Source organism: Microbispora triticiradicis, from assembly GCF_005864065.1.
GTDB lineage: Bacteria > Actinomycetota > Actinomycetes > Streptosporangiales > Streptosporangiaceae > Microbispora > Microbispora triticiradicis.
Genome location: NZ_VANP01000019.1, coordinates 1 through 21,337 on the forward strand (window position 1 = coordinate 1; position 21,337 = coordinate 21,337).

The following is a 21,337-nucleotide window of genomic DNA, read 5'->3' on the forward strand; positions in this document are numbered from 1 at the left end:
ATCAAGGGGTCGAGGTCGCCGTCGTGGACCCCGAGGACGACTACGCCCGGCTCGCCCACGCCGTCGGCGGCACCTACCTGCGGCTCGGTGCGACCGGCGTGCGATGGAATCCCCTTGACCTCCCCGCCAGCCACGGCCCCCGTGATGACGGGCTCGCCGACGCAGGCCGCCGGGCGCGGGCCGCGGCGGCGCGCGGCGGCCTGCGAATAGCCGAGCTGGACACGAACGACGAGTTCGGCCGGGTGGTCGAGCTGTTCGACGACATCTGGCATCCCGAGCCGTGGAATCCGCCGGTCACGGCGGAGCTGATGCGGGCCCTGTCGCACGCGGGCGGATACGTCGCGGGGGCGTTCGACGGACCCGATCTCGTCGGGGCGTGCGTCGGCTTCCTCGCCGCGCCCGCGGGACAGGTGCTGCACTCGCACGTCACCGGCGCCGTACGGCCGGGGGCCGGCTTCGCGCTCAAGCTGCACCAGCGCGCCTGGGCCCTGTGGCGCGGGCTGAGCCGGATCACCTGGACGTTCGATCCGCTGGTCCGGCGCAACGCCCATTTCAACCTGGTCAAGCTCGCCGCGCGGCCGGAGGAGTACCTTCCCGACTTCTACGGCCCGATGGGCGACGCGCTGAACGCCGGGGACGAGTCCGACCGGCTCCTGGCGGTCTGGCGGATCGGTTCTCCCGCCGTGTCGCGGGCCTGCGCCGGCGTGCCGTACCGGCCGGCGAGCGCGGACGGCGCGGGCCGCGCGCTGATCGAACGGGACGGGCGGCCCCTGATCCTGCGGACGGACGCCCCGGCGGTGCTCGTCGCCGTGCCCGCGGACATGGAGACGCTGCGCCGCCGCGACCCCGCGACGGCCGCGGCGTGGCGGCACGCCGTACGCGAGGTGCTCGGCGGCCTGATGGCGGAGGGCGGCCGGGTGACGGGCTTCGCCGACGGCTGCTACGTCGTCGTGCGGCGGCGATCCGGCGGCGGCGTCACTCCCCCTCGGGTACGGCGATCAACGTGGGCAGCGGGGCGCGCAGGGCCTCGGCGACCGCCTCCTCCAGCTCCCCCGGCGTCTTGACGGCGAGGCCCCGCGCGCCGAACGCGGCGGCGAGTGCGGGGAAGTCCGGCGCGTGCAGGTCCACGGCGACCGGCGTCATGCCGCGGGCGACCATCTCCTCCCGGATCTCCCCGAAACCGCCGTTGAGGGACACCACAATCGGCAGGCTCAGCCGCAGCTCCACGGCCGTGGCCAGCTCCTGCAGGGTGAACTGGAACGCCCCGTCGCCCGCCAGCGCCACCACCGGCCGGTCGGGCTGACCCAGCTTCGCGCCGATGGCGGCCGGCAGCGCGAAGCCGAGGGTCCCGAACCCGGTGGGGAACAGGAACCGCCCGGGCGGGTCCATCGGCATGCCGACGAGCGCGCCGTGGTAGACGAACATGGAGTTGTCCCCCACCACGACGGTCTCCGGCGGCATGGCGCGGCGCAGCGCAGCGAGCTGGCCGGACCACCTGCGAACCAGGTCCTGGAGCTCCGCCTCGTGGCCGACGCCCGGCTCCCGCTCCGGGCCCGGCGCGTCCCCCTGCCCGCCGGCCCGGCCATTGAGCCGCCCGTCGAGCCGCCCATCGAGCCGGTCATCGAGCCGGTCATCGAGCCGCCCGCCGAGCCGCTCGGTCAGGCCGCGCATGGCGCGCTCGGCGTCCGCGACGATCGCCACGTCGGCCACGTGGTCGCCGTGCATCTGCCCGGGGTCGATGTCGATCCGTACGAGGCGGCCGGTGAGGGCGAAGGGGTCCTCCCACAGGTCGGCCGGTCCCAGCTCGGTGCCGACGGCCAGCACGACGTCGCACGCGGCGAGCCAGCGACGCACGGCCGCGAGGTGCAGGGTGGCGCCGAGCGCCAGCGGATGGCTCTCCGGCACCGCGCCCTTGCCGTTGACCGTGGTCACGACCCGCGCGCCGAGCCGTTCCGCCAGGCGCATCGCCAGGCGGCCCACCGGCGGCTCGCCGGAGCCCGGCCGCTGGGCGCCGCCGCCCAGCACGAAACCCGGGCGCCGCGCCGCACGCAGCAGTTCAGCCGCCTCGTCCAGGGCCCGCGGATCCGGTTCGCGAGGCATGACCCGGTACGGCGGCACGATCTTGACGTGGCCCTCCAGGTCGAGCAGGTCGGCGGGGATCTCGATGTGGACCGGCCGGGGGCGTCCCTCGGCGAAGTGCCCGAAGGCGCGGGCGACGGCGGCGGGGATCTCGCGCACGCTCGTCACACGGTGGCTCCAGTCGCACAGGGCGCCGATCGCCCGCGACTGGTCCCTGCTCTCGTGCAGGTAGCCGCGGCCGTCGCGGGGATGGCCGGTCGGGACGCCCGGGGAGACGAGCAGGATCGGGGACGAGTCGGAGTACGCCTGCCCGATCGCCGTGGCCGCGTTGACCACGCCGGGGCCGGTGGTGGTGACGACGACGCCGGGTCTGCCGGTCACCCTGGCGTACCCGTCGGCGGCGTATCCCGCGCCCTGCTCGTGCCGCGGCGTCACGCATCGCACGCCCGCGCCGTCGAGTTCCTGGTAGATCGCGAGATTGTGGGTGCCCGGTATACCGAAAATCGTGTTGATGCCGTGCGCCGTCAGCGTCTCGACCAGGGCACGGGCACCGGTGATCCCGGCGGGCGTCCCCTTGGAATGAATCGGGTCCTCGGTGGCCACGTCACTTCCCGGGGAGAGAAGGGGTTTACGGAGGTTTACTCCCTACGTTTCCCCCGTCGTGCGCCGCGTACGCTCTTCCGGCACCCGAATTATGATGACCGACCGCATGTCACCCGGAGTACCGTCCCAAACGTGTCGCGACGTTTGCCTACCTCGTGCTCGTCCGTCCCATTTGTCAGATAATTGTCAATGGAAGCGACGGCCTGAGTGATCATGCGGTTCATCGTCTCCTGGGTGTGGGAGGCGATATGCCCGGTAACGAGAAGGCGGTCGGCGAAATCCCGGGTCAATTTCAGCCCGGCATCTGAGTCGAGGTCGTAGAAGCCGTCGAAGACCGCCATGCGCACTCTGCCGTCGCTCAGCCCTTCGTACAGGGCGTGGGGATCGACGATCGCCGGGCGCGCGGTGTTGACGATGACCGACCCCCAGGGCATCAGCTTGATCACCGAGTGGTCGATCATCGATCTGGTCTCGTCGGTCTCCGGCACCATGACGACGAGGATGTCGCTGCCCTCGGCCAGCTCGGACACCGATCCCCGATAGGAGAGGCCGAGCCTGCGCTCGACGTCCTCCTTCCGGGTGCGGCTGTGGTAGGCGACGGTCGCGTCGAATCCGTCGCGGAGGATCTCGGCGATCCGCTGCCCGTTCGCCCCCATGCCGAGGATGCCGACGCGGCAGGCGCCCAGCTCGTGCGGCATGTCACCGGGGTCCCCCCAGCCCGGGACGCGCCGGCCGAGACGGTGGGGTATGCGCCAGTTGGCATTGATGATCTGGCCCACCGTGAACGCCGCGACCGCGTCCGTCGCCGCCCCCGGGGTGTTCGTGACGGCGATGTTGAGCTCGTCGGCCGTCGGCACGTCGACGAAGTTCTCGTAGCCCACCCCCACGAAGGCGACCACCTGCAGGGACGTCGCCTTGCGCAGCACGCCGCCGGTCGCCCGCTCCTCGCCTCCGTGAAGGTAGGCGCGCACGTGCTGCCCCAGGCGATGACCGAGCTCGGTCTCGTCCAGCGGGCCGGGCAGGTACAGCACCTTCAGACCGTGCCGCTCCTTCAGCGGTGCCAGCAGCTTCGTGTCGATGCCAGCGCCGGTGACGAGGACCACCCCGCCCCTCGCCGGCCTCTTCGCACCGCCCACCCGTGACGTCGCGGCATCGCCGAATGTTTCAGCCCCGACGGCCAGTGGGTGGACCATTGCGTTATCTCTCGATTCAGGACCCGCTTCTCACTGGTTTCCGTAGGCTCCGGAATCACTGCAGCCCAGCTGGAATGCCAAATATCGCGGACGATTGTAGCGACGAAGTGCGAGTTCAATGATATACAGAATATTGATAGCGACGTGCCAGGTACGGACAACTCCTCGCAAGGAACTCCCCAGGTGGGCCGCGGGAACACCGGTCTTCGGCCCGCCATCAGGTATCCGCCCCTTATAGGCGAACCCGAGGCAAGCGAAGGCAGTGCAGAGAGGGCCCGTATGAGACTCCAGCCGCGACAGCAGCTTCTGGAGCTGTGGGAGGCGGCCGCCCGCACCTCCTACCGGGACGGCGTATGGACGTGGGGCGGCCGGGACGGGTCGAACTCCATCTCCGACGCCGAGCAGCTCCTGTGCTTCATGTACCCCGCCTCCGAGCTGCCGGGCTTCCGGCTGGACACGCCGAACGAGACCGGCGACGACGTGCTGGCCGCGCTCACCGTGCTCGGCGACTCCGTGGAGATCCCCAAGCTGCTGCTCAAGGTCATCGGCCAGTACCTGCGCACCTACACCGCCGAGGACGGGCGCCCGATCTTCTCCGGCGGCAGCTACTTCCGCACCCAGGAGGACGACGCCAAGGTCACCCCGGAACAGCTCCAGCTCGACGTGGTCGACTCGTTCTCGATGTCGGTCACGCTCGCGCTCGGCACACTCGGCTTCCTGAAGGTCTTCCGCCAGAGCGTGCGGCGCCAGTCCATCCGCACCGAGATCCGGGAGCTGGAGGACCTGGCCGGCAAACGCCTCTCGGCCGCGATGGCCGGCCTGCTGCGCAGCTTCACGGTGAACGCGTTCGACCCCGCCTCCCCGGCGGGCCGCGCGCTGCTGCGCACGGTGAACCAGACCGGCGCGCCCACCCGCCGGGTGCTCGACGATCTGCGGCGCGAGCTGCGGCCGGTGCGGGCCGGCCTGCGCGACCTGACGATCGGCTCGGGCAGCCAGGCCGACCTGGACAACGAGAACCTGCTGTTCGAGTGCGGGTGGACGTGGGGCATCGTGAAGGACGCGCCGGCCGTCGTCACGCCGCTCGACATCGGCCCCCAGCCGGAGGGCGTGGCCGCCGACACGCCGTTCCTGTACTTCACGGTGAACGCCCTCGTCGGCATCGCCGACCTGTTCTCGCCGCGCACCAGAGTGCTGAGCCTGCTCAACGACGACCAGATCACGCTCGCCGAGGCCATCCAGCGCCGCTGGGACCTCACGCAGCTCTACTGGCGCACCATCGCGACGTACGGGCGGGGCACCTGGCCGCTGGAGGACATCCCCTGGCGGACGGTCGACGAGAAGGAGTCGGACTACTACAGCCTCGGCGTCACCGCCATGGTGGTGCAGAGCCTGGTGAACAACCGGTCGGCCGACGTCGACCTCGACCGGGTCGGCGCGGTGCTGGAGGAGCTGGCCATCCGCGCCAGGATCATCCGCAGGGCGGTGCCGGGCGACCCGCCGGTGCTCATGCACTCCCCCGGCGTGCCCGTCAACCTGCACGGCAGCGACATGCTCGGCCCGCACCTCCTCTGGATGGTGTCCGACTTCGCCATCACGCTGCTGAAGCGGACGATCTGGGCCGCCAGCATCGCCCAGAACACCCGCATGCGGGAGCGCCTGCTCACGCTCGCCGACCAGATCTGGCGGCACATCCTGCAGCGCCGCCACACCGCCGGCCCGGCCGCCGGCCTGTGGGACCAGCCGGGCAACGTCTTCACCGACATCCCGGTGCGGGACGAGGAGCCGTCCTGGTACTTCTCCGAACGGGTCGCCGAGTTCCTCGTCGCCGCGGCGACGGCCAGCGGGGAGCCGCCGCTGCGCAGCCCGCAGCTCGTCGAGCTGGCCTACCAGATGCTCGGGGAGGCCGAGCACCTGCTCGACCAGGAGATGGTGACCCGGCCGCTGGTCGCCGGGCAGACGATCCAGCCCAAGCTGCGCACGATCCAGTCCGCGCTCCAGCGGGCCAGGACGATCATCAGCGACCGGCCCGCGACGGCCCAGGCGCTGATCAACGACGCACTGCTCGACCTCGAACGGCTGGCCGCCGCCCGCGACAGCGCGTCGGAGGCGATCTGAGTGCTGGTCTTCGCGATCTCGGACAAGGGCGGGACCGGGCGCTCGGTCACCGGCACCAACATCGCCTACCGGCACGCCTTGCAGGGCAACGACGTCTGCTACCTCGACTTCGACTTCGGCTCGCCCACGGCCGGAGCCATCTTCAGCGTCGGCTCGGTGGCGCGCGGCACGCGGGAGAGCGGCCTGCACGAGTACCTGCGGGGCGACTGCCCGCAGCCGCGGCGGGTGGACGTGTGGGCCGAGTCCGACCGCGAGGGGCTGCGCACCCGTCCGCCCGGCGCGGGACGGCTCGTGCTGCTGCCGGGCAGCGAGGGCGGCGGCGAGCTGTCCGCGCTCTCCGAGGAGGTCGTCGGGCGGTGCGTCCAGCTGTTCGGGCGGCTGGAGGAGGAGTTCGACCTCTGCATGGTCGACGTCAGCGCTGGCCGGTCGTTCACCGCCGAGCTGGTCCTGGCGGCGACCGTGCGGATGCCCGCGGTCCCGTTCCGCTGGCTGGTCTTCCACCGCTGGACGCGCCAGCACATCATCGCGGCCGACGGGCTCGTCACCGGCACGGACGGGCTGTTCGACGTCGGCACCCGGTTCGGGCACGACCCGGAGGTCCTGCGCGACCGCATCCGCTTCGTGCGCACGGCCGTGCTGGAGCCGGACGCGGCGGAGCTGGTCGGCCTGCGCGACGAGCAGCGGGCCTGGCTGAGCGCGTGCGACAGCGAGCTGCGCGAGCTCGCGGGCCGTCACGGCGTCGGCCGTACGACGATGCTGGGCAAGGTGCCGCTGGACCCGGTGCTCCAGTGGCGCGAGCAGCTCATCACCGACGAGGACGTGCTCGCCAGCAAGATCGCCAACGTCGAGACCGCCGCCGCGTTCGACGACCTCGCCAAGAAGATCGTCGACGACAACGCGTGGGAGGGTCTGTGACGCCGGTGCACGCGACGTTCGGCGAGGTGGCGGCCGAGCGCAGGATCGCCTCCGTCCCCCTCTCGCACGTGTCCGTCGAGCTCGGGCACCTCTACATGGAGGACTTCGAGGCGGGCCCGGCCCGGTTACGCGAGCAGTTCCGCCGGGTCGCGCCGTGGCTCGCCACCATCCGCTCCGTGTGGCGGGAGCGGGTGCCCGGGGGCCGGGCCCGGGTGAGCACCTGCTTCCTCGTGGACGACTACTTCAGCCGGTTCAGCACCCCGGCCGAGCTGGTCCCGATGATCCTGGAGGCGGCGGCCGAGCACGATCTGACCATCGACTACCTGGCCCGCGAGTCGGCGTGCGCGCAGTTCGAGGACGGCCGGTCCGGAGCCGTGGAGCTGGCCCGGCTGGTGGAGGACCGACTCGTCGACGACCCGCCGCCGGAGACCGACGGGTCCCGCCCGCCGGTGAAGGAGACGGGCTGGCTGTGCAACGGCTCCCGCTCACCCCTCACCACCCCGCTGCAGGCGATGGGAAAGGCCCGGCCCTGGGAGCCGCCCACCCAGAACGCCAAGCGCGGCCACTCGATCTTCGTGGACGTGGAGCTGTGGGACGAGAGGGGAGCGCGGCGCACCTGGTCGTGTCCCTTCCTCGCCGCCGTCTGGCAGCTCCTGCGGCTCGGCCTGCTGCGCGCCGAGGGCCGGGTGCCGCTGCCTCCGGTGCCCCTGGAGGGTGACTGGCCCGGCGACTGGGACCGGCTGCCCGCCGTCGTCCGGATCAACCCCCAGGCCGCGCCGTTCAGTGCGTACACCACGCTTTCCGTCCTCTCCCCCCGGTTCCTGCCCGTCGAGCTGGCCGTACGGACGATCCTCGGTCAGGTCGCGGTGGACGACGAAGTCCTGCGGCAGGTCGCGGCCCGGAGCGAGAGCGAACGGGTCCGGCTCGAAGAGGAGCTCGTCGACCGCGTCTCCTACGTCTTCACCTGAGGGGCCCGATGCTGGTGATGGGGGAGGTCCACACCGGGCTGCTGCAGAACTCCGGGGAGATCTCCGAACCGGCGTGCCGTCAGGTGCTCGGGCTCATGACCGGGGAGACCGTGCGGGTGTCCCGCCGCCCCATCGTCCACGCGCTGTCGCCCGACCGGCTGACCGGAGTGGACTGCGTGCTGCCCGCCGCCTCCGGCTCGCGGATCAGGGGCGTCGGCACCGTCGTGTCCCGCTGCGCGGTGACCGGGGGCCGGGTGGCCCAGGGCTCGTCGTACGTCCGGCTGGCGCGCTCGGAGACCGACCGGCGGCTGCCCTGGTCGCACTACCTGGCACGGCCGGGCGTCATCGAGGTCCTGGGCAAGGCCAGGGCGGCCGACATCGCCGAGGGGTTCGTCGGCGAGGGCGCCCCGCGGCTCCACGGCTGCCTCGACCTGACGGCGGTCACCGGCCGCTTCCTCGACCTCGTCCAGACGTCCCCGCTGCTGAACCGCCGGGCGCCCTTCAGGATGCCGCGGACGATCCTGCGATGGGTGGCGGAGGCCGGCGAGCCGTCGATCGCCTTCACCCTGCACACCGAGCAGGAGCGCACCCTGCGCCTGACGCATCCCGGCCCGTTCACGCCCGCGGTGGTGGACCTCTGCGAGGACCTCGCGGTGCACGACTGGCTGCTCACCTCGCTGCTGGTCGTCGTCGAGCGGGCGCGCGTCGGCGCGACCCCGGCGGCCGAGGTGGCGGCGCGGCTGTCGCCCGCCGTCGACCATCTGCTGCACCTGTGGATGCCTGCCGCCCGGGTCGAGGAGCGGCTGACGCCGTTCTGGGAGAGCCTGGAGCGGCGGCCGGGCTTCAGCCGCCAGTGGCGGTCGCTGGTCGACCGCGTCCGCGACCAGTTGGCGGTGCACACCCTCGCCCTGCTCAGCGCGAACGCCGAAACCGGAGGGAGGTGACCGTGACCGGAGTGGAACCGGAGCCACCCCCCACGCTCGTGCCGAGGATCGTGCGCAAGGCGCTCGTGACCGTGCTCGTGGGCGGCGTCAGCTATCTGGTGAGCAACGCGCTCATCCACGGCCCGAACGAGAACCCGTGGAGCCTGCTGCTCGCGACGTTCATCAGCGGCGTCGCCTTCGTCGTGCAGTTCCTGGTCGACGTGGACGACCAGCTGCAGACCGTACGGAAGGAGCAGAGCAGGCAGCACTCGAAGACCCACACCCTCGTGGCCGACAGCTTCACCAGGATCAACGAGGCGAGCAAGCTCTTCGGCCTGATGGAGATGTCGTCGCTGCACACCAGGGGCGTGGCCGAGCTGGTGCGGAACGCCACCAAGATCCGCGACGACATGCCCGACCTCGTCAAGAGCCTGGTGCACCACGAGATCAGCCGGATGGCGAAGTTCCTCGGCGAGCTGACCGACGGCAGGTACGCCCTCTACGAGGGCGAGGACCGCGACTGGCTGCTCGCGCTCGCCAAGAACACCCAGGTCAGCCTGGACGCGATCAGTCTGACCAGCGTGGACGCCCGCGACACCGAGTTCGCCGGCGGCTTCTGGCACACCGATCTCGGGCAGCGCTACGTCAAGCTCCAGCGCGATCTCGTCCAGCGCGGGGTGCGGGTGCGCCGCGTGTTCGTCATGGATCGTTCCGAACGGCTCGACTCCGACGCGTTCCGCAGGGTGTGGAAGTGGCAGGCCGGGGTCGGGATCGAGGTACGCACGCTCCTGTTGACCGACGCGCCGCCCCTGCTGCGCGGCTCGCTGTCGGACTTCATCCTGTTCGACGGGGTCGTCTATTACGAGTCGAACCCGGCCCCCCAGCTCGGCGACGACATCGCGCCGGTGATCCACAGCACGATCCTCGTACGGGACCAGGAGAGGGTGCGGGAGCGCGTGGAGCGGTTCAGCGAACTGTGGCAGGCGGCGACGCCGGCGGCGTAGGCACCGGAGGAGCAGGCACCGGCGGCGCGGGCGGGAAGGGGCGGTCGGGCCTGCACACGTCGAGCAGCCTCCGCTCCGGCGCGCCCACCTCCCCGATGACCAGTGCCGTCACCAGCTCGGCCGTGACGGGGGCGAGGGTGACGCCGAGGCCGCTGTGGCCGGTGGCGGCGACGATCCTGCCGTGGTCGTCCACCTGGCCGAGGATGGGCCGGTGGTCGGCGCTGCCGGGCCGCAGGCCGGCCCAGCGCCTGCCGATCGGCCAGGTCGCCGCCTCCGGCATGAGGGTGGCGACGCCCTGCCGGATCTCCTCGATCGCCTCGGCGGTCACCGTCACGTCACCGACGTTCTCCTCGTAGGTGACGCCCGCGGCCACCCGGCCGTCGTGCCGCGGCACGAGGTAGGGGAAGTACTCCCGCTCACCGTCGGTGAACTCCGCGAAGACGTGGTGGCGCAGGGGGTAGGTGGTGGCGCCGGGAGGCCGCAGGTCGAACGCCACGCCCTTGATCGGGAACAGGTGCTCGCGGAGGCGGGGCAGGAACACCCCGCTCAGGTGCCCGGCGGCGACCACGGCCGTCTCCGCGCGCAGCCGGCGGCCGTCGTGCAGGTCCACCTCGACGCCGCCCGGCGAGGAGCGCAGGGCGGTGGCGTGCGCCTGGTTGTGCACGCGGATCCCCGGGTGCTCCAGCACCGCGCGGCCCAGCGAGGCCATCAGCACGCGGGGGTCGAGCGCGAGCTCCTGCGGCAGCAGGAAGCCCCCGACCACCCGATCGCTCAGCAGGGGCTCCAGGTCTCTGGCGTCGGCGGCGGTCAGGCGCACCACCTGGAACGGCGAGTTCTTCCACTCGGGCAGGACCTCGGACTCCAGGCGCTCCATCTCGGCCTCGTCGAGGGCGACCTGTATGTCGCCGCCCTCCAGCACCGGGACCGTGAGGCCCGAGGCGGCCGCGACCTCCTCCAGCCACCGGGGGTAGATGTCCCGGCTGCGCTTGATGACGACGCTGAGCGGGCCGAGACAGGACGGCTCCGTCTGGGTGAGGATGCCGCCCATGGCGGCGTCGGAGGCGCCGAGCCCGAGCCGCTGGCCCGAGTCGACCACCGCGACCTTCGTGCCCCGCGCGGCGAGCCGGTGCGCGATCGCACAGCCGATCACGCCACCACCGATGATCACGACGTCGCAGGTTCCAGGCACGCGGGCTCCCAGTTCGCCATCCCCTCGCTTCGACAGTAGGCGAGTAAGGGCCGTTCAAGAAGGTCACAGACGCGTGGCCTTGCCGCACTGTATCCCGCCGGCCTGCGCCGAGGCGGGAATTCGGGAACGTGCCCCTTCCCGAGTTCGTCGGCTAGCCCGCGGACAGGTTGTCACCGAGGAGCTGGATGAGCGGCTCCCGCCTGGTGCAGGCGGACAGGGCGAAGGAGTCCGCGAGCGCGACCAGTTCGTCGTCGTCCAGCCCGCCGAACAGCTCGGCGTACTCGGGCAGCAGCGCCTGCGCGATCAGGATGTGCCGGATGAGGTCGTCGGTCTGGTAGCGGGCGCCCCAGGGGTAGGGGGTCCAGGAGGGGAACTCGGTGTCGATCAGGCGGTGCAGCGGCGCGAGCTCGTTGGCCGTCTCCTCCATCGTGGAGCCCCACCGGTCGGCGCCGAGACGCTTCTTCTTCGCGATGAACGGCCCGAACCGCTCCATGTACGTCCCGCCGGCGCAGACGAGGCCCTGCAGGCCGACGTCCTTGTAGGTCCAGATGGACCAGCCGGCCCCGTGGGCGTCGAAGATCTCCAGCTGGTCGCTGAGGATCCGGTAGCGCTGCTCGTCCACCGCGGGGTCGCCGGTGTAGACGGGCCCGAACTCGCCGACCCAGATCGGGGTGCCCGTCTCGCGCTGGAACGCGGTGCGGCGGGCGAAGGTGCGCTCCAGCTCCTCGCGGTCGCACCACTCGCCCCGGGTGTAGCCGGGGTACGGCCCGCCGTGGGCGAAGCCGGCCAGGGCGTAGTCGTGGCAGACGAACACCGTGTTCTCGTACACCTCCCGGAACACCGAGAAGTCCGTCGAGTAGGTGTTGCCGTCCAGGAAGAGCACGTGGGCGGGGTCGACGGCGCGCAGCGCCTTGACCAGCCGGTCGTAGAAGGGGCCGATCACCTGGCCGCTCGGATCGCCCGGCTCGTTGACCGGGTTGTAGCCGGCCACCCACGGATTGTCCTTGTAGTGGTCGGCCACCGCCTCCCAGAGGTGGACCGCCCGATCCTGGAAGTGCCGCTGCTGCCAGAATGAGGCGACGTGGGTGGGATTGTCGGAGTGCCAGTGCTGGTTCTGCGCCCCGGGGAGCGCGTGGAGGTCGATGACGCTGTAGACGCCGCGCTCGCCGAGCATCGTGACGACCCGGTCGAGGTGGTGGAACCCCCGCTCGATGATCTCCATCGGCCGGTCGTCCGACTCGAAGTGGCGGTAGTTCACCGGGATGCGTACGCAGTTGACGCCCATGTCGCGCAGGAGGTCGGCGTCGGCCTCGGTGAAGAACGAGGTCAGGAAACGGTCGAAGAACAGCTCGTAGCGTTCCTCGCCGAGCACCCCGCGGACCGCCGCGCGCATCGAGGACTCGTTGGCCGAGTAGCCGGTGATGAAGTTCTCCATGTTGAGCCAGCCGCCCAGGCCGACCCCCCGGAGCCGGACCGTGTCACCCGTCTCGTTCACCAGCCGGGATCCGGACACGCGCAGCAGCGTCATCGATTCTCCTAAACCTCGAAACCAGTGGCGTGGCCGGAGGGGCGACGAACCTGCCTCTCCTCTGTCCGCTTTTGAAAAGTTTCGGCTGATATCCGAATGTTTTCGCGGACCGGAGAATATGTAATACGGTCGTTAAGCGTCAAGAGCATCGCGGCCTTGATCACCTGCGACATCCGCGCCATCAGGAGGTATCCGGTACGGCTCCCCCGAAACTTTCGGCTACGATCTGCACCATGCCAGTGAAAAGGCGGGTGACCATCGCCCAGATAGCGGAGGAGGCCGGGGTCTCCGTTCCGACCGTGTCCAAGGTGATCAACGGCCGTCCCGAGGTGGCGCCGGAGACCCGCCAGCGGGTGGAGCGCCTCCTGCAGAAGCACGGCTACCAGCGCAGGACCGGGCAGGGCGACGGCCCGGTCGGTTTACTTGACCTGGTGTTCGCCGAGATCGAGAGCCCGTGGGCCATGGAGCTGGTGCGCGGGGCCGAGCAGGCCGCGCACGAGGCCGCGGCGAGCGTGGTGATCTCGGTGCTGCACACCCATGCGGGACCCGGCCGCGACTGGCTGGAACGCATCGCGGCACGGCGGACCGACGGCGTCATCATCGTCAGCTCACGCCTCTCCGTGCGTCAGCAGGGCCAGCTCAGCGCGCGTTCGATCCCGTTCGTCGTCGTCGATCCCGAGGGCGAGCCGCCGCCGGGGGTGGCGTCGGTCGGCGCGACCAACTGGCACGGCGGCCTGGCGGCCACGCGTCACCTCCTCGACCTCGGCCACACCCGGATCGGCATGATCGGCGGCCCGCCCGACATGCTCTGCAGCCGGGCCAGGATCGACGGCTACCGGGCCGCGCTGGAGACCGCGGGGGTGTCCATCGACCCCGAGCTCATCCGGTACGGCGACTTCCTGGTCAACTCGGGCCACGACCACGGCCACTCGCTGCTCTCGCTGGAGACTCCCCCGACCGCCATCTTCGCGGGCAGCGACATGCAGGCGTTCGGCGTGTTCGAGGCCGCGCGCCAGCGCGGCCTGCGGGTGCCGGAGGACCTCAGCGTGGTCGGCTTCGACGACCTGCCGCTGTCCAGTTCCGCGTGGCCGCCGCTGACCACCGTACGCCAGCCTCTGGAGGAGATGGCGGCCCTCGCCGCGCGGATGGTGCTGGCCATGGGCCGCGGCGAGAACACCGAGGCCCGCAGGGTCGAGCTGTCCACCGATCTGGTGATCAGGGAGAGCACCGCCAGGCCGCGATGAGAACCGGAGCCGACTCGGCCGGGCCGTTACGCTCCGGCCGCCCGGGAGGCGAGCCACTGCTCCCGGGTGATCTCGTACTCGACTTCGCCGAGATGACTCCCGGGGAGCGGTTCCTCCCAGTCCGGGTGGAACGTACGGACGTACCGCATGCCGATCGCGGTCATCGTCGCGCGGGAGGCGGTGTTGACCGCCATCGTCTCGGCGAAGACGCGGGACAGCCGAAGGTCTTCGAAGGCATGCCGCACCAGTTCGCGGGCCCCCTCGCCGGCCAGCCCCTGACGCCAGCGGTGGCGCAGGAGCCGGTAGCCGAGTTCGGCCTGCCCTTCGACCGGACCCTGGTCGGCGCGGGTGGGCGGCTCCAGGATCCACCAGCCGACGAACCGCCCGTCGACGAGACCGGCCCAGAAGCCGAGCCCGGCGACGCGCTCCGCGGCGGCGAGTCTCCGGCGGTGGAGCGCCTCGACCTCCGCACGGTCGCGGGCACGGCCCGTGATGTAACGCATGACCTCGGGGTCGGCGTCCAGCTCGATCTCGTCTTCGAGGTGCTCGTCGGACAGCGGGACGAGCTCGATCCGGCCCGTACGCAGTGTCGCCTGGGACATGGGGCGCATTCTCGCGCTCCGGCCGCCTCCCGGTCATCCGCTTTCCCGGACAGGGAGCCGGCGGGCGACCCGGTGATCGTCCGACCGGCGGCGCATGTGGCGAATGTGGGCGAGATGACCAACGGACACGCTAAGGTTTCTGCCGATATCGCCGGGTTCGCGGGACGGGGCTGACGGTTGCGTAGTTTGCGCGGAGCGGCCGTCGCGGCATTCGTCGCGGCCCTCATGCTGATGGAAGGTCCGGGGTCGGCGGCCCTGGCGGCGCCGGTGTCCGGCCGGCCCGGGGCCGCGACGGCGGCCGGTGCGACGGCCGCCGGGGCGTCCGCCACGGCGCCCGTCGAGGAGCGGCCCTGCCCGGTCACCGTTCCCGCCGGCACGACGTGTGGTTACCTCCTGGTGCCCGAGCGGCGTGACGTCCCCAACAGCAGGACGATCAAGGTCGGTTACGCCGTGCACCGCGCCGGAGGAGAGGCGCCAGGGCAGGCGACAGGGCAGGTCACAGGGCAGGCGGGCGCGCAGGACGCCGACCCGGTCGTCTACATGAGCGGTGGCCCCGGCTCCGCCTCGCTCCAGCTCACCGGGCTGCTGACGCAGATGCTTCCCGGCCGCGACGTGATCGTGCTGGAGCAGCGCGGGGGGCGCTACTCCGAGCCACGCCTGAGCTGCCCGGAGATCGTCGAGGGGATCGTGGACACCCTGCGCACCCCCGGCCCGGCCGCGGACGAGACGGCGGCGGTCGTACGGCGGGCGGCGGCGTGCCAGTCCCGTCTGGAGAGCGAGCACGTCGACCTGCGCGGCTACCGGACCGCCGAAATCGCGGCCGACATCGTCAACCTGCGGTCCGCGCTCGGCTACCGGCGGTGGTACCTGTTCGGCGTCAGCTACTCGACCCGCCCGATGCTGCGGGCGGCGGCGCTCGATCCCCAGGGCAGCCGAGGGATCGTGCTGGACTCCCTCCTCCCCCCGCGCGCCCGGTGGTACGACGAGTCCCCCGGCTCGCTCATGGCCACCATGGCGAAGCTGGGGCTCACCAGCCGGTTCGACACCATGGTGGCCGCGCTCAACGCCCATCCGGCCGCGTACGAGACCCGGGACCCGCTGACCCGCAAGCGGCTGACCGTGTGGCTCAACGGGGACGATGTGGCCACGATCCTGGGTGAGGCCCTGCACGAGACGGACGTGATCCCGGTCATGCCGGCTCTCGTCGACGGGCTGGCCGCGGGGCGCACCGAGCTGCTGCAACCCCTGGTGGACCAGGCCGGCGACGGGCTCACCTCGCACGAGTGGGGCCTGTACTACGCGGTCCAGTGCCAGGACGAGACGCCAGGCAACTCCTTCCCCGGCTCCGCGCACCCGAGGCTGTTCACCGGGGTCGTCGACGCCGCGGTGTGCGGCGCGTGGGGGCTCCCGGCCTCCCGCACCGAACCCGACGCCCTGACCCCCGACCCGGCGGTCACCGCCGTCGGCGCGGACGCCACCATCGCCGGGAGCTCCGCGACCGCGGACACCCGGGGCACGACGACCGGGCACACGGCGGCCAGGAGCGCGACAGCCGCGGCATCCAGGGGCACGACAGCCGAGGGCAGGACGGCCGGGCGCACGACGGCCGGAACCGCGAGAGCCCGGGGCAACGCGACCAGGAACGCGTTCGCAGGACGCGCGGCGGCCGGGAGCACGGCCGCCAGGCGCGGAACGGCCGGGGAGACGGCGGCCGGAGGCGGGGTGCCGATCCTGGCTCTTGGGGGGCGTTACGACCCGACCACGCCGCCGGAGGCCGCCCGTGAGGCGGTGTCGGCGGTGCCGGGCGCCCGGTTCGCCGAGTTCGACGGCGTCGGGCACGCGGTCTTCCTGTCGAGCGAGTGCGGCCGCCGGACGATCGCCGCGTTCCTGGCCGACCCGGCCTCGGCCGCCCGGCCCTGCGACCCCGGCGTCGCGCCGTACGCGATAGTCCGACCGGGCGATCTCCTCCTCACCTCCTCGGTGTACCGGATGCTGCGGTCGCCCGCTCCGCTCGCGATACCCGCGGCGTTCCTCCTCGTGGCCGCCGTACAGCTGCTCGTGGGGCTGGTCTCCCTCCTGCGCCGCCGCGGCGGCGGGCTGAGCGTGCTCGCGGGCCTCGCGGGTGTCGTGCTCGGCGCGCTGTCGGCGCTCAGTCTCTCGGCGATCACCGATCCCGTCGTGCTGGCGATCGGGGTGCCTCCGGCGCTGGCCTGGTTCGGTCTGCTGGCGATCGTCTGCACCGTGCTGTCGGTGATCGAGGCGTTCCGGCTCACCGCCGGCGCCGCGAAGATCGTGCCCGCTCTGACCGGCATGGCGTTCCTCGCCTGGCTGTACGGCTGGCTGCTGGCCTGACGGGCCCGCGGCTCAGCCGATCTCCGGCGCGGCCCGCCGCGCCCGCCCGCTCACGTGCCGGGTCACCAGCAGCATGATCCCGACCGAGGCCACCATGCCCGCCACGATGACCGGCACGGCGGCGCCGTACCCGGAGGCGCCGGCGACGAGGCCGAACAGCGGAGGACCGAGCAGCGATCCGAGGCTGCCCATCTGGGTCACCAGGCCGTTGCCCACGTCGGCGTGGTCGAGCCGCTCCAGCACCTGCGGGAGGGCGGCGAAGACGAGGGCGCCGAGCAGCCCGTTCTCCAGCGAGATCACTCCCGCGCCCGTCACCGCGGCGGCCAGCGACCCTTCGCTGTCGTAGGTGAGCCAGGCGGCCGGCACGACCAGCAGTCCGGACGCCGCCAGCACCCCGAGCGGGACCCTCCGGCGGAGCAGGAGTCCCACGGCCAGCCCTCCCGGCACCCCGACCAGCGAGATCGCCGAGGTCAGGGCTCCGGCGACGGCGGCCGACCGCCCGTGCTGCTCGATCAGCAGCGTCGGCAGCAGCACGATCACCGGGATGGTCACCAGGACCATCAGGCAGAAGGCCACGGTGAGCAGAGCGGGCCACGCCAGCGCCCGCGCGCCGGGCACGGACCCGGCCGCCGTCTCGGGAGCGGACGTCCACGGCAGCCGCGCCCGGACGATCAGCGTCATGACCAGCGTCAACCCGGCGAGCAGCAGGACCCAGCCGCGCCAGCCGAGGGCGGCGCCGGCGGCGCCTCCCGCGAGTGTGCTCAGTCCGATGCCCACCGGGACGAACGTCGCCCAGATGGACAGGGCGACCCCTCGATCCCGCTCGTGCGCGAGACGGAGGATCAACGCCGGGCAGGTGATGGAGACCAGCAGGTAGCCCGCGCTCTCGGCGACGCGGGACGTCAGCAGCCAGGCGAGGTTTCCGGCGGCCGCGCTGAGCGCGCTCGCCGCCACCATCAGCACGAGAGCGACGACCAGGGACCTCGCCGCGCCGAACCGGCGGACCAGGTAACCGGCCGGCAGCCCGGCGACGGCTCCGAGCGCGACCACCGCCGAGATCACCCAGCCCAGTTGGGACAGCGACAGCCCGAGCTGCGCCGTCATCTGCGGCCCCACCGAGGAGAACTTGCCGAGGCTCGTCGCCGCGGCGACCCCGGCCAGATAGATGACGATGATCGTCACCCATGACGAGCGCGGCGTCGACGCTTCGCTCCGGGCCGGGTCGCGCTGGGACTCGCATGACGAGGGCTGGGGGGTCAAGAGGCTTCTCCTTCTCGCGGTCGTGACGATGGGGCCGGTGACCGTGCCCCCCATGCTGGCCTCCGCCCGGCGCGCGCTCAACAACGGCCCGGCCGTACGCGCCCCGCCCGGGGCGTTCCGGGCACGCGATCAGTGGGACCATGTCAGGGTCGGTGCCCGGCAAAAGGAAGGCAAGGCAGGTGGACCAGGTCGCACGCACCCGGACGTGCCACGACGCCCCGGCCCCGCGCGGTGGCCGGCGTACGGCTGGACGAACCGCCCCGCCCGCGTCCCCGCCCGCACGGCTTGTGTCGCGGATGCCCGCGCGGCTCGTGCCGCCCCCGCCCGGTCGCCGCGTGTCACGGGTGCCCGCTCGGCCCATGTCACGGGTGCTCGCCCGCCTGGCGTCGCCTGCGCTCGCCCTGCTCGTGTGGCCCGTGCTCGCCCTGCTCGCCGTCACGCTGGTCGCGACGCCCGCGAGCGCGCACAACGTCCTGGTGTCCAGCGACCCCAAGGACGGCGCCGTACTCGACGACCTGCCCCGCACCGTCACACTCACGTTCGACCAGGCGGTGCGCGCGGACTTCGCCCGGATCGCCGTCACCGGGCCGGACGGCGCGCACTACGAGCACGGCGAGGTCACCGTCGAAGGCGGGAACATCTCGATCGCGGTGCGACCACCGGCCGCCCCGGGAAAGGCCTTCACCGTCCCCGCCGGGTCGTACGCCGTCGGCTACCGCATCGTGTCGAACGACGGCCATCCGGTCACCGGCACCCTCCGGTTCACCCTGCCGACCGGCTACGTGAACACCGAAGTGGTCGCCGTGGAGACGGTGGACCCGAAGCCCGGCACCGGGCTTTCCGCGGCGGCGGGCGGCCAGGGCGGCGGAGGCTGGGTCTGGGGGCTGCTGATCTTCACCGCGGCGCTGCTGGCGCTGTCCGCCCTCGTCCTCTTCCGGCACGACCGCCGCGTGGCGAACGCCGCGCCGGGCCACTCCGCCGCCGGGGAGGCCGGATGACCGCGACCACGGAGCGGCCCGCCACGGCGGACCACCGGGCCGCGCCCGCCAGGACCCGGATCCCGGCCGCGGGGCTGACCGTGGCGGCCGTCCTCGCCGTCGTGACCGCGACGTGGCTCACCCGTCCGGGGGCGGCGCCGGGCATTCCGATGCCGGGCGCGGTCGTGGAGTACGGCCTGCCGGTCGTCCGGGTCGTCCTCGACCTGGCCGCCACCGCCGCCCTCGGCCTGAGCCTGCTTCCCAAGCTGCTCGGCTTCGACGATCCGGACCGGACGGAGCCCGTCGCCGCCAGGGCGCGGCACTGGGCCGTGGCCTTCTCCCTCGTCTGGTGCGCGGCGGCCCTGCTGTCGGCCGTGCTCGGCGCCGCCGAGATCATGCCGGGAGGGGCGCCGGACGTCGCGGCGTACGTGAACGGCATCGGCTCGGGGCAGGGCATGATCGTGAGCGCGTCGTGCGCCCTGGCCAGCGCCGCCGTGGGGATGCTCGCGGTGCGCTTCGGCGAGAAGGTGCCGGCCGAGCTGCGGGTGCTCGTCGCCGGGTTCGGGCTGCTGCCGCTGCCGGTGACCGGGCACGCCTCGAACTGGTACTGGCACGACCTCAGCATGGTGTCGATGGAGCTGCACGTCATCGGCGCGTGCGCCTGGGTGGGCGGCCTGGTCGCGCTCGGCGTGCTGCTCCCGCGCGACCGCGACCTGCTCGCCCCCACGCTGCCCAGGTTCTCCCGGCTGGCGACCTACGCCCTGCTCGTGGTGGGGCTCTCCGGGCTCTTCAACGGCCTGGTCGAGCTCGCGCTCTCGCCCGGCGAGACCCTGCCCGGGTCGCTCGTGACCACCCGGTACGGCTGGCTGGTCATCGCCAAGGCGGTGCTCACCGGCGTGATCGCGCTGCTGGGGGCGAACATCCGCTGGCGGCTGCTGCCGGCGATCGCCCGGCGCGAGCCCACGGCGTTCGCCGCCTGGGCGGCCCTCGAAGTCACGGTGATGGGTCTCGCGTTCGGCGTCGCGGTCGCGCTGACCCGGACGCCCGTCGCCTGAGCGTTCTCAGACCGGCGAGGCGGAGGCGGGCGACCCGGAGTCCGCCGCCTCCCTCTCCCGGGCGTCTCTGGCCTCCGCGTCGGCGGCCGTCAGTCCCTTGCGCCCGGCGAACCACTCGACGGCGTACCACACGACCACCAGCCCGGCGAGCGCGTACGGCCAGGCCTCCGGCGCGTACGGCGGGGCCTCCAGCAGGCGGTCCTGCGCCATCAGGCCTCCGTACACGCCGGCGGTGGCGAGCGCCCCGCCCGCGAGCGGGCGCAGGAGCCGGATCGGCACCAGGAAGGCCAGGTCGACGCCGATCCCGGCGAGCAGGAAGAAGAACGGGATCGCCGACGGCGGGAACCCGCCGCCGACGAGCAGCGGCCAGATCAGGCAGCGGTAGGCGAGGTACCCCGCGGTGATCGTGGTGGCGGTGAGGCGGCGGCCGGTCATGACCCGGGCGAAGACCAGGATCGCGACGCCGAACACGCCGGCGTAGACGGAGTAGACGGCGTCGGGCACGGGCAGCGAGAACTTGAGCACCATCGCGCGGTCCACGGCGCGGCCCATCTGGTCGGCCGCGAAGTTCAGCAGCGTCGGCTCGGCGTACGGCTGGCCGCGGTCCCACGAGGCCAGCTCCAGCACGCCGTACTCCTGGTGCTGCTCCGGGAAGTGCGCGTTCTCCAGGAAGAACGCGAACAGGCCGCCGAGCACCAGGGCGCGCCGCCCGCCGGAGATCTCGGCGTAGCGGCCCGAACCGAGGTACCAGCCGCGGATCACGCCCGCGAGCATCAGCGCGGTGCCGACGAATAGCAACGCGTGAGAAGGGCTCCAGGCGGTGATGTCGATGCCGTTGACCCGGTGGTTGATCAGGTCGAGCGGGATGGCGATGAGGAAGACGCCGGTGCCCCACACGATCAGGCGGGAGGCCGCGCGGTCAACTCCGTAACCGGTGTACCAGTGCACGATGGTCAGCGCGACGGCGATCGCCGTGCCGACGGTGTTGAGCAGATGCGGCGGGGCCAGGTCGTCGCGCAGCCACCTGAAGTGCCACGACACGTCCCAGCTCGACCCGAGCACCTTGAGGACGAACGCCGCGAGCCAGCCAGCGTAGAGCACCCGGAACAGGTCGGACGGGGTCTGCCTGCCCGCCTCCCCCCGGGTCCAATAGGGAAGGGCCCACTCGACCACGCGCGTGGGGACTTGCTTCAGCGGCGTTCCGTTCACGCGCGAAATGATGCCGTCCCCCAAGGTCAGGCGCAATCAGGGATTACCCCGATGCATCATCACGATTCGTATGCCGAGGGAGGCCGCGCCCGGTGTCTCGGGCCGGTTGTCCACAGGCGCG

General features: G+C 72.3%; 17 protein-coding genes. 10 read left to right on the forward strand and 7 right to left on the reverse strand.

Going from position 1 to position 21,337, the window contains the following annotated elements:
- Nucleotides 1-1,064, forward strand: a 1,064-nt coding sequence (locus FED44_RS31890) for a hypothetical protein (protein ID WP_244302447.1), incomplete at its 5' end; no start/stop codon positions are given.
- Here FED44_RS31890 and FED44_RS31895 read toward each other — a convergent pair.
- Both FED44_RS31895 and FED44_RS31900 read right to left on the reverse strand, forming a co-directional pair.
- Nucleotides 976-2,682 carry a thiamine pyrophosphate-binding protein gene (locus tag FED44_RS31895; protein ID WP_244302448.1) on the reverse strand — a complete coding sequence of 569 codons (1,707 nt, stop codon included), beginning with the start codon at nt 2,680-2,682 and terminating at the stop codon, nt 976-978. The two genes, FED44_RS31890 and FED44_RS31895, sit on opposite strands and share 89 nt — an antisense overlap.
- Nucleotides 2,683-2,771: 89 nt before the next feature.
- Nucleotides 2,772-3,785 carry a 2-hydroxyacid dehydrogenase gene (locus tag FED44_RS31900; protein ID WP_167521646.1) on the reverse strand — a complete coding sequence of 338 codons (1,014 nt, stop codon included), beginning with the start codon at nt 3,783-3,785 and terminating at the stop codon, nt 2,772-2,774.
- Nucleotides 3,786-4,154: 369 nt separating this feature from the next.
- On the opposite strand from FED44_RS31900, the gene FED44_RS31905 reads away from it, so the two are divergent.
- The 5 genes from FED44_RS31905 to FED44_RS31925 are packed head-to-tail and all read left to right on the forward strand — an operon-like array spanning nt 4,155 to nt 9,800.
- A complete protein-coding gene (locus FED44_RS31905) occupies nt 4,155-5,990 on the forward strand; it encodes an SCO2524 family protein (RefSeq protein WP_138462995.1) in 1,836 nt (611 codons plus the stop codon).
- Nucleotides 5,991-6,905 carry an SCO2523 family variant P-loop protein gene (locus FED44_RS31910; RefSeq protein ID WP_117408601.1) on the forward strand — a complete coding sequence of 305 codons (915 nt, stop codon included), beginning with the start codon at nt 5,991-5,993 and terminating at the stop codon, nt 6,903-6,905.
- Nucleotides 6,902-7,873 (forward strand): SCO2522 family protein, encoded by a 972-nt coding sequence (locus FED44_RS31915; RefSeq protein WP_208759287.1) that lies wholly within the window; start codon nt 6,902-6,904, stop codon nt 7,871-7,873. Before FED44_RS31910 ends, FED44_RS31915 begins: the two co-directional genes overlap by 4 nt.
- An 8-nt stretch (nt 7,874-7,881) precedes the next feature.
- Complete coding sequence (locus FED44_RS31920; protein WP_138462996.1) at nt 7,882-8,817, forward strand: SCO2521 family protein; 936 nt, start codon at nt 7,882-7,884, stop codon at nt 8,815-8,817.
- A gap of 2 nt (nt 8,818-8,819) precedes the next feature.
- Nucleotides 8,820-9,800 (forward strand): phosphatidylserine/phosphatidylglycerophosphate/cardiolipin synthase family protein, encoded by a 981-nt coding sequence (locus tag FED44_RS31925; protein ID WP_133306083.1) that lies wholly within the window; start codon nt 8,820-8,822, stop codon nt 9,798-9,800.
- On the opposite strand, the gene FED44_RS31930 is transcribed toward FED44_RS31925, so the two are convergent.
- Both FED44_RS31930 and FED44_RS31935 read right to left on the reverse strand, forming a co-directional pair.
- Nucleotides 9,763-10,989: an NAD(P)/FAD-dependent oxidoreductase gene (locus FED44_RS31930; protein ID WP_167521647.1), complete on the reverse strand. Its 1,227-nt coding sequence runs from the start codon at nt 10,987-10,989 to the stop codon at nt 9,763-9,765. The genes FED44_RS31925 and FED44_RS31930 overlap by 38 nt on opposite strands.
- Before the next feature lie 151 nt (nt 10,990-11,140).
- Nucleotides 11,141-12,517: a glycoside hydrolase family 5 protein gene (locus FED44_RS31935; protein ID WP_138462998.1), complete on the reverse strand. Its 1,377-nt coding sequence runs from the start codon at nt 12,515-12,517 to the stop codon at nt 11,141-11,143.
- A 233-nt stretch (nt 12,518-12,750) separates the two neighbouring features.
- Here FED44_RS31935 and FED44_RS31940 point away from each other — a divergent pair, with 233 nt between their 5' ends.
- The gene (locus tag FED44_RS31940; RefSeq protein ID WP_117408596.1) at nt 12,751-13,761 is read left to right on the forward strand and encodes a LacI family DNA-binding transcriptional regulator; all 1,011 of its coding nucleotides are present in this window, start codon (nt 12,751-12,753) and stop codon (nt 13,759-13,761) included.
- Between the two features lie 26 nt (nt 13,762-13,787).
- Here the strand turns inward: FED44_RS31940 and FED44_RS31945 are convergent, their stop codons facing one another.
- Nucleotides 13,788-14,363 (reverse strand): GNAT family N-acetyltransferase, encoded by a 576-nt coding sequence (locus FED44_RS31945; protein WP_117408595.1) that lies wholly within the window; start codon nt 14,361-14,363, stop codon nt 13,788-13,790.
- A gap of 177 nt (nt 14,364-14,540) precedes the next feature.
- Here FED44_RS31945 and FED44_RS31950 point away from each other — a divergent pair, with 177 nt between their 5' ends.
- Nucleotides 14,541-16,715 carry an alpha/beta fold hydrolase gene (locus FED44_RS31950; RefSeq protein WP_138462999.1) on the forward strand — a complete coding sequence of 725 codons (2,175 nt, stop codon included), beginning with the start codon at nt 14,541-14,543 and terminating at the stop codon, nt 16,713-16,715.
- 12 nt (nt 16,716-16,727) lie between these two features.
- Here the strand turns inward: FED44_RS31950 and FED44_RS31955 are convergent, their stop codons facing one another.
- Nucleotides 16,728-17,975: an MFS transporter gene (locus FED44_RS31955; protein WP_167521649.1), complete on the reverse strand. Its 1,248-nt coding sequence runs from the start codon at nt 17,973-17,975 to the stop codon at nt 16,728-16,730.
- A 359-nt stretch (nt 17,976-18,334) separates the two neighbouring features.
- On the opposite strand from FED44_RS31955, the gene FED44_RS31960 reads away from it, so the two are divergent.
- Entirely contained in the window at nt 18,335-18,973 is a 639-nt protein-coding gene (locus FED44_RS31960; protein ID WP_167521650.1) for a copper resistance CopC family protein, read from the forward strand.
- The gene (locus tag FED44_RS31965) at nt 18,970-20,007 is read left to right on the forward strand and encodes a copper resistance D family protein (protein WP_138463002.1); all 1,038 of its coding nucleotides are present in this window, start codon (nt 18,970-18,972) and stop codon (nt 20,005-20,007) included. The genes FED44_RS31960 and FED44_RS31965 overlap by 4 nt, the downstream gene beginning before the upstream one ends.
- Before the next feature lie 6 nt (nt 20,008-20,013).
- Here FED44_RS31965 and FED44_RS31970 read toward each other — a convergent pair whose 3' ends face one another.
- On the reverse strand, nt 20,014-21,216 hold the full coding sequence (locus tag FED44_RS31970) for a hypothetical protein (RefSeq protein WP_187406013.1): 1,203 nt from the start codon (nt 21,214-21,216) through the stop codon (nt 20,014-20,016).
- Nucleotides 21,217-21,337: the final 121 nt, after the last annotated feature.